Source organism: Exiguobacterium sp. N5 (assembly GCF_025842465.1).
GTDB classification, from domain to species: Bacteria; Bacillota; Bacilli; order Exiguobacteriales; family Exiguobacteriaceae; genus Exiguobacterium; species Exiguobacterium profundum.
This window is the reverse complement of the sequence record NZ_JAPAEP010000003.1, coordinates 163664-175712: the sequence shown is the minus strand read 5'-3', so window position 1 is coordinate 175712 and position 12049 is coordinate 163664. Positions and strand designations below refer to the sequence as shown.

15 protein-coding genes are annotated in these 12049 nt (G+C 46.9%); 8 read left to right on the top strand and 7 right to left on the bottom strand.

The window, feature by feature from the left end; translation table 11 throughout:
• Position 1: 1 nt before the first annotated feature.
• Positions 2-289, bottom strand: coding sequence for a hypothetical protein (locus tag OKS35_RS13385; protein WP_074037713.1), 288 nt, complete (start codon positions 287-289; stop codon positions 2-4).
• Between the two features lie 117 nt (positions 290-406).
• Here OKS35_RS13385 and OKS35_RS13380 point away from each other — a divergent pair, with 117 nt between their 5' ends.
• Complete coding sequence (locus OKS35_RS13380) at positions 407-613, top strand: hypothetical protein (RefSeq protein WP_074037714.1); 207 nt, start codon at positions 407-409, stop codon at positions 611-613.
• Between the two features lie 28 nt (positions 614-641).
• Here the strand turns inward: OKS35_RS13380 and OKS35_RS13375 are convergent, their stop codons facing one another.
• Genes OKS35_RS13375 through OKS35_RS13365 form a run of 3 tightly spaced genes read right to left on the bottom strand, consistent with a single transcriptional unit; the run spans position 642 to position 2724 of the window.
• Complete coding sequence (locus OKS35_RS13375; RefSeq protein WP_413815726.1) at positions 642-1091, bottom strand: cytidine deaminase; 450 nt, start codon at positions 1089-1091, stop codon at positions 642-644.
• A gap of 50 nt (positions 1092-1141) precedes the next feature.
• Complete coding sequence (gene rlmD / locus OKS35_RS13370) at positions 1142-2518, bottom strand: 23S rRNA (uracil(1939)-C(5))-methyltransferase RlmD (protein WP_074037716.1); 1377 nt, start codon at positions 2516-2518, stop codon at positions 1142-1144.
• A complete protein-coding gene (locus OKS35_RS13365; protein WP_015880867.1) occupies positions 2515-2724 on the bottom strand; it encodes a hypothetical protein in 210 nt (69 codons plus the stop codon). Before OKS35_RS13365 ends, rlmD begins: the two co-directional genes overlap by 4 nt.
• Before the next feature lie 85 nt (positions 2725-2809).
• Here OKS35_RS13365 and yfkAB point away from each other — a divergent pair, with 85 nt between their 5' ends.
• The 3 genes from yfkAB to OKS35_RS13350 are packed head-to-tail and all read left to right on the top strand — an operon-like array spanning position 2810 to position 5349.
• Positions 2810-3916 (top strand): radical SAM/CxCxxxxC motif protein YfkAB, encoded by a 1107-nt coding sequence (gene yfkAB, locus OKS35_RS13360; protein WP_214818400.1) that lies wholly within the window; start codon positions 2810-2812, stop codon positions 3914-3916.
• A gap of 53 nt (positions 3917-3969) precedes the next feature.
• On the top strand, positions 3970-4164 hold the full coding sequence (locus OKS35_RS13355; RefSeq protein WP_015880865.1) for a hypothetical protein: 195 nt from the start codon (positions 3970-3972) through the stop codon (positions 4162-4164).
• Positions 4165-4206: 42 nt separating this feature from the next.
• Positions 4207-5349, top strand: coding sequence for an MFS transporter (locus tag OKS35_RS13350; RefSeq protein WP_264093230.1), 1143 nt, complete (start codon positions 4207-4209; stop codon positions 5347-5349).
• Positions 5350-5388: 39 nt separating this feature from the next.
• On the opposite strand, the gene OKS35_RS13345 is transcribed toward OKS35_RS13350, so the two are convergent.
• Positions 5389-5691, bottom strand: coding sequence for a hypothetical protein (locus OKS35_RS13345; protein ID WP_031421094.1), 303 nt, complete (start codon positions 5689-5691; stop codon positions 5389-5391).
• Between the two features lie 133 nt (positions 5692-5824).
• Positions 5825-6769, bottom strand: a complete 945-nt coding sequence (locus tag OKS35_RS13340) for a DMT family transporter (RefSeq protein WP_215244352.1) — start codon at positions 6767-6769, stop codon at positions 5825-5827.
• Positions 6770-6970: 201 nt separating this feature from the next.
• Here OKS35_RS13340 and OKS35_RS13335 point away from each other — a divergent pair, with 201 nt between their 5' ends.
• From OKS35_RS13335 to OKS35_RS13320, 4 genes are all read left to right on the top strand, one after another.
• On the top strand, positions 6971-8878 hold the full coding sequence (locus OKS35_RS13335) for a heavy metal translocating P-type ATPase (protein WP_214738073.1): 1908 nt from the start codon (positions 6971-6973) through the stop codon (positions 8876-8878).
• Between the two features lie 115 nt (positions 8879-8993).
• Positions 8994-9920 (top strand): carbohydrate kinase family protein, encoded by a 927-nt coding sequence (locus OKS35_RS13330; protein WP_214784812.1) that lies wholly within the window; start codon positions 8994-8996, stop codon positions 9918-9920.
• Between the two features lie 67 nt (positions 9921-9987).
• A complete protein-coding gene (locus tag OKS35_RS13325) occupies positions 9988-10425 on the top strand; it encodes an NUDIX domain-containing protein (protein WP_078146366.1) in 438 nt (145 codons plus the stop codon).
• 64 nt (positions 10426-10489) lie between these two features.
• Positions 10490-11443 carry a YihY/virulence factor BrkB family protein gene (locus tag OKS35_RS13320; RefSeq protein WP_214784810.1) on the top strand — a complete coding sequence of 318 codons (954 nt, stop codon included), beginning with the start codon at positions 10490-10492 and terminating at the stop codon, positions 11441-11443.
• A gap of 38 nt (positions 11444-11481) precedes the next feature.
• On the opposite strand, the gene OKS35_RS13315 is transcribed toward OKS35_RS13320, so the two are convergent.
• On the bottom strand, positions 11482-12015 hold the full coding sequence (locus OKS35_RS13315; protein ID WP_074037968.1) for a beta-class carbonic anhydrase: 534 nt from the start codon (positions 12013-12015) through the stop codon (positions 11482-11484).
• Positions 12016-12049 lie beyond the last annotated feature (34 nt).

Sequence of the window (12049 nt, the reverse complement as noted above, 5' to 3'; positions counted from 1 at the left end):
TTCATATGTCTTTCCCTTTATATTGTTCGACCGACTCTCGTTCAAGTCGTTCGCGTTCGGCATGCGTCTGTGGAAAACCGTTCGCCTGCCATTCGGCACGGTGACTTGAATCAAGTTGCGTGAGCCCTTGCTCCGCTTCATCTTGATTCGCATCGACGCTTTCCCGTTCATCCATCTTCTGCCACGTATCTTCTTCCTCACGTTGCGAGAGCAGTGCCGCCACTTTTGGTGCAACGAGCGCCGCACCGGCAACACCTAAGACAATCCCCATCAACACTTTCCGATCCATCCTAACCCCTCCTTCACTATGCACTCTTCATTCCACCATTTTATAATCTCAAAACCATTATCGAAAACGTTTACAACATTTCTACGAGTGGAATGGCTAATGGAAGGAGGCGATTGGATGGAAAAGAAACGACCCACTTCGAAACGTCCGTTTGATAATCCGGACGCGGTAGACACGGACAAAGAAAGCATCTTTGACGAGGACGGCATGCAAACCGTCGACCCGATTCCTGTCGAGGAATTGAACGAACGAGTTAAGGATGAAAAGAATAAACGTCACTCCAAAGATGACTCAGTGAGTGAAAAGAAATATAAAGACACATAACAAGCTGCGGACAAACGTCCGCAGCTTGTTATGTTAAATCTTTTGGTGAAAATCCGTAAGGCAACATCTCTTCTTTCGTCATCACTTTCGTATCACCGTTCAAGTTTGCAAGAATCAACGTGAAATCTTCGCCAGCGAATTCAGCAATCACTTGGCGGCACGCACCGCATGGTGAAATCGGGCCTTCCGTGTCACCGACGACGACGACCGTTTCAATCGCGTCACTACCTTCTGACACGGCTTTAAAAATGGCTGTGCGTTCGGCACACATTGACAATCCGTACGAGGCGTTTTCCACGTTACATCCTGTAATTTCGTTTCCTGATGTATCGATGACGACAGCTCCTACTTTAAACTTTGAATACGGTGTATAGGCGCATTTGCGCGCTTCGATGGCTTTATGGACGAGTTCTTGTACGCGTTCTTGTGAGATCATAGGATGTTCCTCCACTTCTATATTTGAAAAGAAGTCTGACATCTGAACTATATCGTGAAAACGCTTACGTGACAAGCCTTTTCACGGTCTCGTCAATATTTTTTCTTTTTCTTTTTCTCGAATACGACGACCGACTCGACATGAGATGTCTGTGGGAACATATCATACGGCTGTACGTAATTCACTTTGTAACCCGCTTTCATCAACTGGTCGGCGTCACGTGCGAGCGTCTGCGGGTTACATGACACGTAAACGATTCGCTTCGTTTTAGAAGAGATGATGGAATTGATCAATTGATGGTCCATCCCTGTGCGTGGCGGGTCGACTACGATGACGTCTGGGATCCATCCATCTTTTACCCAACGTGGAATCCAATGCTCGGCACGCCCTTCGACGTATGTGACATGGTTATAGCCATTTTCACGCATATGGTCATTGGCATCTTCGACCGCTTCCGGCACGACTTCCATTCCACGGATTTCTTTCGCATATGGGGCTAACCAAAGTCCGATCGACCCTACTCCTGCATACGCATCGATCACACGTTCTTCACCTGTCAATCCTGCGGCCTCGACCACTTCACGGTACATTTTTTCTGTCTGTGCCGGATTCAACTGGAAGAATGCGCGTGGTGATAAGTGATAATGAACGTCGTCTAATTGTTCATCCATTTTCTCCTGACCGGCGATGTGAACTGTCCGATAACCGAAAATAACACCCGAACGGTTTGCATTGATATTGATATGGAACGACACAACATTCGGCAATTCCATGATGCGGTCGCTCAATTCATCTAAATCAGGGACATCTTCATGTCCGACGACCAAAACGACTTGAACATCGTTCGTGTTATAACCCGAACGGACGACGATTGTACGCGCGTACCCCGTGTCGCGACGTGCATCGTAGACGGGAATATCGAGTTCGTTTAAAATACGGACAATCGCATTGTTGATGTTCGTCGTATCCCGTTGTTGGACCATACAGTGCTCGATTGGCACGAGATGGTTCGAGTTCGGTTTGTAGAGACCTGATACGATCTCACCGCGACGCGTGCCGAGTGGGAATTGTGACTTGTTCCGGTAATACCATGGATCTTCCATTCCGATTGTTGGACGGATATCCGATTTGTCCACGTTTAGTTTCGTCTTTTGACGGAAGGCGTTTCGAACGATTTCTTCCTTATACTCCATCTGCAGACGTGAACTCATATGTTGGATTTGGCAGCCCCCGCACTCATCGTAAATCGGACAAGGTGCTTTGACGCGGTCTTTCGAGTCGTTATCTCGTTTGACGACACGCGCTTCCGCATAGTTTTTTTCCACACGCGTGATTTCGACTTTGGCTCGTTCTCCCGGCAATAAGTTCGGAATGAAGATGACCATGCGATTAAGTGTCGCAATGCCTTCTCCATTAATGCCAAGTCGTTCGACCGTGACATCTTTAAAATCTCCTGTAATTAATTTCAATCTGATTCATCCTTTCGAGACGATTGTTCTAGGTCTTTGGCGTAACGCACTACTTTAGCGCGCAACGAATCAATGTCGGCTAACAGGCGATGTAAATCTTCAGGTGTCGTATGCTCGTCTAGCGTATTGACCGATAGACAGAGTAATTCCGTTCTCGATTTTAGGACGTTCATCTTTCCGGCAGTATCTGTTCGTGATTTACCCATCTTGTAATCGCTCCTTTGGTTCGTGACAAAGAGTTGCTATTATAGCATACTATTTCGTGTAACTTGATGAAAAGGTGGAATCCACATGCAAAACATCTCCCCAACTTTCGACCCTTGGGAAGCCTATCTCGACCAAGTCGAACACGGTCGACTCGTCTTATCCAATGTCGAAGTCACTACAACGAAGCTGTGTAACATGCGCTGCGAACATTGTGCGGTCGGTTATATGCTAGACCAAACAGAAGAACCAGAAGTTCCGCTCGACCTGTTGATTCAACGACTGGATGAGATCGAACATTTGCGTGCCTTCTCCATCACAGGCGGTGAACCGATGCTGTCTATGAAATCGGTCCGCAACTATGTCGTTCCATTGTTACGTTATGCGAAAGAACGTGGGGCGCGCACGCAAATCAACTCGAACTTGACGCTACCGTTATCTCGCTATCATCTTATTACCCCTTACTTGGACGTTTTGCACATTTCGCATAACTGGGGTACCGATGCCGATTTCCTTGAAGGCGGATTCGCGATGATGGACCGGAAACCAAGTGAAGAGGCACGATTGAAAATGCTCCAGACGATGAAAGACAACGCACGTGCTCTCACATCTGAAGGAATCATTGTGTCCGCGGAGACGATGATCAACAAACGAACGATTCCGCACTTGAAAGAGATCCATGAAGAAATCGTATCGCTCGGTTGCCAAAGGCATGAGGTGCACCCAATGTACCCCGCAGACTTCGCTAGCGCCCTCGAATCAGCATCGCTCGCTGATACGCGACAAGCCATCCATGACTTACTCGATGCCCGTGACGAGAACGTATGGATGTTGTTCGGGACGTTACCATTCTATGCATGTTCTGACCTACCTGAAGACCGTGCTCTGTTGAAGCGACTTCATGAAACAAAAAACGTGACCGTTCGAAACGACCCAGATGGACGTTCTCGTCTCAATACGAATATCTTTGACGGACAGATCATCGTGACCGATTTCGGTGATGAACTCGGTTCACTCGGCACCGTCTATGACACACCATTCCAAGAGGCGTATGATAAGTGGACGAACAGCCAATTGAACGCTACACTCTCTTGTCACTGCCCTGCCGTGAAGTGTCTCGGGCCGAACGCACTCGTTAAACAAGCCTATTATCCGACGGTCGATTTCCAATCTCGTAAAGCTACATCGTTTTAAATATTTCGATTCGGGAAATGTTCTGTATATTAAATGAATCGAGGTGCGTGTAGATGACTGCGATTTATATCCTCATGATTACCGTGATGGCCATCATTATTTTTGGCGGAGTACTAAGCATCTTATTGACAGCCGCATTCGTTTCAGACAAAGTAGAGCATGATGAAATGTTTAGTCAAGGCAGTTGGGATGATGAATTGCTGCATTTGAATCACTCTCCACAACCGATTGACGACACGAAAAGCTGAGACTCTTCTCGGCTTTTTACTTTGACTTCATGAGGTGAACCTATGCTCCGTTTTCGTTTTATGATTTTACTATTGATTGTCTTTATTTCCGGTTTGATTCAAGGTGCGCTCATCCCACTCTTATCCACGTTGATTGAACGGGATGGGGCCCCGGCCTGGGTGAACGGACTGAACGCGACGATGCTTTACGTCGGTGTGATCGTCTCTGCGCCTCTCCTGGAGCGATTCGTCCGTAAATATGGATTCCGACCGACCATCGTCCTCGGTATCGTATTGACGGCTGTCGCGACCTTCGCTTTACCGATTTGGCCGTCCTTACTCGTTTGGGCGATGATGCGCTTCTTCATCGGATTCGGCGACTCGGCTCTACACTACGGGTCACAAGTATGGGTGACCTCAGCAAGTGAAAAGAGCAGTCTCGGTCGAGCGATGGCGTATTATGGAATGTCTTTCAGTCTCGGTTTTGCCATCGGTCCATTGATCGCACCACTCGTCGACCTATGGTTTTGGTTACCGTTCCTCATCATCGTCTTCTTCTGTCTCGCTTCGTTGATGCTCGTCTTTAAAGTCGAGAACGAGTTTCCGGAGGTCGAAAAAGTGAAGACCGACTCGAAAGGACGAATTCGCCTGATTCTTGTCGGTGCGGGATACACGCTTCTCCCTGCCTTTACATATGGGTTTCTCGAAGCGAGCTTAAATGCCAACTTTCCCATTTTTACGTCTCGGAATGGGATGAGTTTGACGGAAACGAGCACACTCATCACGACGTTCATCGTCATGTCGATTGTCGTTCAGCTTCCTCTTGGTCGCCTCGCAGACTTGTACGGTAAGAAGCGGATCTTACAAATCGTGCTGACGTTTGGTACCATCGTATTCACTTTGGCGAATCTTGTTGTCGATTCCTATGTCGGTCTACTCTTCCTATTCGCACTTGCCGGCGCCGGGCTAGGATCGACTTATTCACTCGGTTTGGCGCATATGACAGAGGTGCTTCCCCGTTCGTTACTGCCGACGGGAAACATGCTCTACAGTATTTCATTCAGCATCGGCTCGATCTCAGGTCCGATGATCGGTGCCTTCTGGTTGTCTTTACCGAAAGAGGTCTATTTCTTTATGTATGCCGTCATTCTCGGTATTCTAGCGCTACGACTCTTCACGTCGACCGCTAAACCAATCGACTTATAAACAGAGGCAGATGGTTCCCATGAACCACCTGCCTCTGTTTTATTCCACTACTCGTTCCATTTCATCATCGTTTAACTGCAAAGCTCGGATGAACACTTCGTCTAGCGCGAATGGTTCAGTGTCTAGCGAAGCGAGTACATCGGATTTTAGCGTCACTTCTACGACACGGTCATCGAACTGCCATCTCGTCTGAATATCATCACCTTGTCTTGTGGCGCGGGTCGCCACTGGACCGTGACGTTCTTTTAAACTTTGACTTACGCACTTCATCACGTACTTGACGTACTCATCTTTCGGCTGACGTGAGATGAGAATGTTTCGAACGATTCGATTTCTAGTCATTGTTTCTCCTCCTCCCTTTGAATGATTGCGCACGCAAGTCTTTATAAACGAAGACCGATTTTCGAACTTTAAAATTCAGAATTTTTAATATATTTTGTCATGGGATTTCAATTCCGTCAACTCTGTCTCTAATTCAAATGACATCCGTTTGTTTTTTTGTACGGCGACCTTGAAAATGCGTAGATAAATAAATGCCGACAATAACGAATCCGAGTCCGACCACCGCATTCCACGGAATCGTTTCACCGAGTAAAATCCCTGACAACATGACACCAAATAAGGGAACTAAAAAGATATAGAGTGAAATTCGACTGACCGGATTGTATTTCATTAACGTGTTCCACAATGTAAATCCGATCGCTGACAACATCGCCAAGTAAAACAGGAACGCAATCGTCTGTGCGGTGTACGGCATGGAAACACCATTCGGGTCTAATAGATAGCCGATCAGCAGTAACCCAACTGAACCGATCACCATCGCCCAAGCCGTCATCGGGGCAACATCATACGTCTTCGAGTAGTCCTTCGCTATCAAGTTCCCGAATGCTCCGGATACCATCGCCAAGATGAGTAAAATCTCTCCTAACCCAAAACCAACTTCAGATCCGGTCGCCGGCCAGTTCGCGATGACGATTCCAGAAAAACCAAACGTTAAAGCAAACCCCTTCAATCGATTCAATTTGTCGTCTTCATATCGGAAATGAGCGAGGGCCATTTGGAAAAACGATGTAGAACCAGCAATGATTGATCCCTGGACCCCGGTCGAAATGGACAGTCCGATATAGAAGAACAAGTATTGTAGAAACGTCAAAAACGAACCGAGATGCGCATACGCCTTTACCTTTTCACGGGTCAATCGGACAGACCGTTTCAAAACGGTCTGACTGATGATGAGCAATAGAATCCCTGCGAGTAAAAAACGCTCACCAGCGAACAATAGTTGTTGCCCATACTCATTCGATTGGATATCAAGTTTCTCATAACTCAACTTGATGAATGGGAACGCACTCCCCCATAACAACGTATTGAAAATCGCCAATAACGCCACCGTCCAAGGGCGTTCAAATATATTTTGCATGACACAAAAACTCCTTAATCTTTTTATTTGTGAGTCACTGATAAGCGTGATAAGATAAACTTAGATAATAATTATTATAAATAAAGGATTTAGATGAAACTTCTATAAATTCTTTATTTTAAGCCAATTGAAGATGATAATCATCATCAGTCATTATCATTTAATCGAGATTTATTCTCAATTAGAAAGAAGGGATTATCGATGAATGTCCAATCGGTCACGCACGAAAAAAGCCACGTTTTCAAACGGGCTAGCTGGTACGAACATATTGAATTGATCATGGCGCTCATTAGCGGTGTATTGATTGTACTCGCTTATATCGCCGAAACACAAGGCGGAGCGCCTTGGATTCATGTCACACTTTACTTATCCGCCTTTTTTATCGGAGGATACGCAAAAGCGAAAGAAGGGATTTCGGATACGATTGAGACGAAATCGCTAAATGTAGAGCTTCTCATGATTATCGCCGCCATTGGTGCCGCTTCGATTGGGTACTGGATGGAAGGGGCGATTCTCATCTTCATCTTTGCTTTATCCGGGGCACTCGAGACGTATACGATGAACAAAAATGAACGTGCCCTCGAATCGTTAATGGAATTACAGCCGGAACAGGCGACTCGTCTAACAGACACTGATGAACTCGAGGTTGTTCATATCGACGACCTTCGTGTCGGAGATCGGATTTATGTCCGTCCTGGTGAACGCATTCCGGTCGATGGAAAAATTGTAAAAGGGAATGCTTCCGTAGAAGAAGCCGCTATCACAGGCGAATCCGTCCCTGTTGATCGTCAAGTCGGTGATGACGTGTTCGGATCGAGCGTCAACTTGAACGGAGTATTGACGATCGAAGTGACAAAACTTGCGACGGAAACACTGTTCCAAAAGATCATTCAAATGGTCCAACAAGCACAAGAAGAGAAATCACCGTCTGCACAGTTCATCGATCGATATGAAGGACGTTATGTTCAAATCGTGCTCTTCTCTGTTGCGGCCATCATCATTCTCGGACCGTTCGTCACGTCGTGGTCTCTTGAAACGAGTATCTATCGCGGCATGATCCTTCTCGTTGTCGCCTCCCCTTGTGCACTCGTCGCCGCCATCACACCGGCCGCGCTGGCTGCCATCGCCTCTTCTGCAAAACACGGGATTCTCTTTAAAGGCGGTGCTCATATCGAGAACATGGGACGTCTAAAAGCGATCGCCTTCGACAAGACCGGCACCCTCACAATTGGGAAACCGATTGTGCAAGAAGCGCTCATCTCACCTTCATTAGAAGAAGAGGACGTCAACCGAATTGTCAGTTTGATTGAAGAGCATTCGATGCATCCACTTGCTGAAGCGCTCGTCTCATATACGGGAAAACATACCGGGGAAATGACACACTTCAAAGACATCACAGGCTCTGGAATTGAAGCAACGATTGACGGGACAACGTATCGGGTCGGAAAACAGAAGTTCGCTGACCGAAGCGGTGATTTCTTTAAACATGATGTCGAACGATTGAAAGAGGCTGGTCACACCCTCGTTTTCATCAGTGACGAGTCACGTACAATCGGTGCCTACGCCTTACGTGACACACTACGCCCTGAGGCAAAAGTAGCGATCCAGCGGTTGAACGACTTAGGGATTGCGACGATCATGATTACCGGGGACAACGAGGCGACCGCTCGCGCCATCGCGAACGAAGCCGGATTGACACGCTATATCGCTGAATGCTTGCCTGAAGAGAAGGTTTCGCAAATCAAGACGTTACGCGAGGAATATGGAACAATCGGGATGATTGGCGACGGAATCAACGATGCCCCCGCCCTTGCGACAGCCGACGTCGGGATTGCCATGGGCGAAGGTACGGATGCCGCACTAGAAACGGCAGATGTCGTCTTAATGAAAAACGACCTCGTCCGATTGAGCGACGCCATTCGTCAATCACGTAAGTTGAATCGCATCGTCTTACAGAACGTCGTTTTTGCACTCGGTGTGATCCTCGTTCTGATTGCAACGAACATCTTTGAGTTACTCATCATGCCGTTCGCGGTCGTCGGACATGAAGGTTCCACTATTTTGGTTATTTTAAACGGTCTTCGACTCCTCACGTCATCATGGGAGTGATCCATTCGACAAAATGGAATCGCTGATTGAAACAATATGTCGATTTCGTTATAATTAAAACAATGTGTCTACAGACTGAAACTGATCGAAAGATTGACTAAAGGTGGTACAAGATATGAATACGATTGCAGTCATCGGCAAGGTGTTTGTCGATATTAAAGGGACTTCCTTCGCACCGCTCCACAAAGATGCGAAGAATGTCGGCGACATCACTTTCTCCAATGGCGGAACAGGTCGAAACGTTGCTCAAAACTTAGGTGTGCTCGGCAACGATGTCCGCTTCGTCTCGACCGTCACGAACGACCAAATCGGTGTCGGCGTCCTCGAAGAATTACGTTGCTTGAATGTAAACGTCGAAGGGGTCGACATGCTTGACGATAATGGTATGGGCATGTGGCTCGCCGTAATGGACAACAACGGCGATCTTCAAACATCTATTTCGAAACAACCGGACGAAGCCCGTATGGAAGAAGCAATTTTACGTCAAATCGATACGGTCTTTGAAGAGAGCGACGCGGTCGCCATCGATTTAGACTTATCGGTCAACGTCTTGAACGAGACGATCGAACTATGCCGTGAAATGGATTTACCGCTTTATGGTGTCTGTGGCCACCTATCCGTCATCGAACGAAACCGTCATTTGCTTCAAGGATTCACAGGATTCATCTGCAGTCGTGAGGAAGCGGAAATTTTATCCGACATGTCGATCGTCACAGTGGACGATGCCCTTCGCGTCGCGGAAGTACTCGCCATGAAAGGCGCCCCCCTCACCATCGTCACGATGAGTGAGCTTGGTGCCGTGTATGTCGACCTTCGTACGAACGAACAAGGTCACGTCCCGACGACGAAAGTGAAAGTCGCAGACTCCACGGGAGCTGGTGACTCCTTCTTCTCCGCTGTCATTTCTGAACTTATGAAACAACACTCGATTGAAGAAGCGCTACGATTAGGTATGCGTGTCGCAGGAAAAGTCATCGCGTCGCATGAGAACGGATTGACGCAAGAGATGTACGCATCATTAGAACAACCTACGCAAGAATAAATAGAACGCATCGGCGAATCGTCGATGCGTTTTGTGCAAAATCACAGGAACGAAAGGAACGATCTCATTGGTTCGAACGAAATTAAGAAGCGCGATCATTTTAATGAATGATCGAGATGAAGTGGCTTTGATCCGTCGCGAAAAAGAAAACGTCCTCTATTACGTTTTCCCAGGTGGCGGAGTCGAATATGGGCACACAACAGAAGAGACGGCCGTACGTGAAGCATTTGAAGAACTCGGTGTTCACGTGGAACTAGAAGGTGTCGCCGCCTACGTCGCATTCAATAACGAGTTAAATCCTTATTATTGGGCGAAGATGACAGGTGGCGAATTCGGGACCGGAACAGGTGAAGAGTTTCAAGAAGAACAGACTAACGGATCATATACACCGATGTGGATCAAACGGTCTGCACTCCCTCATCTCCCCGTTCGTCCACCTTCACTTGCTGAAAAACTCGCCTTACATGAGGAACGTTTTTACGATTTGACCTTATCGGAGGAGTAATCAGGTGTACACCCTGCCGAAATCGGGAAACGTTTTTTAACGATCGAGTCAGGAGGGTTTTATAATGGCAATGACAGAAGTGAAGGAAAAAAAGAATTGGCTTTCATTTGGGAAAGAGTTATTTCGAAGATTTCAAGAGCATGATGTACAAGACTACGGGGCTACCCTCGCATTCTTTTGGTTTTTATCCATTTTTCCTGGAATCATCTTTATTTTGGCGCTCTTATCCTTTTTTGATGTCTCACAAGATTCGTTTCAAAATCAATTGAACGATTTGGCACCCGGGTCCGCCGCTTCCGGGTTTTTAACGGGAATTTTCGAGGCTATTGGCGAACCACAAGGCGGTCTCTTGTCGCTCGGTGCGATTTTGGCCATTTGGTCCGCCTCAAAAGGAGTAGACCGTCTAATCACGACGTCACTTCATGCTTATGGCGAAGACAATGAACGTAACTTTTTCGTCAAAAAAGGGTTGGCACTCGGATTGACGATTCTGCTTGGAATCGGAATGCTACTGCTGATTCTCTCGAACGTGTTCGGGTCTCAAATCATTTCATTCGTCACTGAGTATTTACCCGTCAACATTACCGGAGCCGAAGAAATGATGATCAACGTGTTCCGATATGTCCTTACGACGGTTGTCCTCATTTTGACGCTTTCGATTTTTTATAAAGTATCTCCACAACAGCACGTCTTTTGGAAAAGCACTATCCCCGGTGCCATCTTCGGTGTCATCGGTTGGCAAGTCGTCTCATTCGGTTTCAGCCTATACGTTTCAAACTTTGGGAGTTACGACTCGACTTACGGTTCACTCGGAGGAATCATCGTCACGTTGCTCTGGTTACAATTAACCGGAATGATTATTTTAATCGGATCTGAAATCAACGCGACATGGATGCGCTTCTTCAAGACACCGAGTGAACAGGAATACGAACGCGACTTCAAAAAGAACAAAAAGAAAGCGAAACAAAAGCAAGAAGAAGATAACTATGATGACATCCCGACGAACACGTACGGATAATTCAAAAGGAGCACGTTCAAGCTGAACGCGCTCCTTTCTTATGCTTCAATCGGATCAAGACGTCCCGTCGCCGGGTCAATCACGAATCCGTGTACATTCGTTCCTGGTGGTAACAGTGGATGGTTATTGATCAGGTTAACAGAATGAACGACGTTCTCTTCAACTGAATCAAATCCATGTAGCCACTGCTCCAAATCCATTCCTGAAGACTTTAGCGTCTTCAACGTTTGCGGGTCGATTCCACGACGCTCCATCTCTTCGATGACGACAGTCGGTTCAATCGCCGCCATCCCACAATCGTAATGTCCAACAACGACAACTTCTTCTGCTCCTAGCGCATAGAGTGCGACCAAAATGGAGCGCATGGCCGAACCGAATGGGTGTGACAAGACTGCACCCGCATTTTTAATGATTTTAGCGTCTCCGTTCTTAAGTCCTAGCGCTTGAGGTAATAGTTCCGTCAAACGTGTATCCATACACGTCAAAATGACGATTTTCTTATCTGGAAATTTATCAGATACGAACGGTTCGTACTGTTTTTCCTCTACGAAACGTTTATTGAATTCAAGCATTTCTTTTACGACTGACACGTTAACGCCTCCTCTT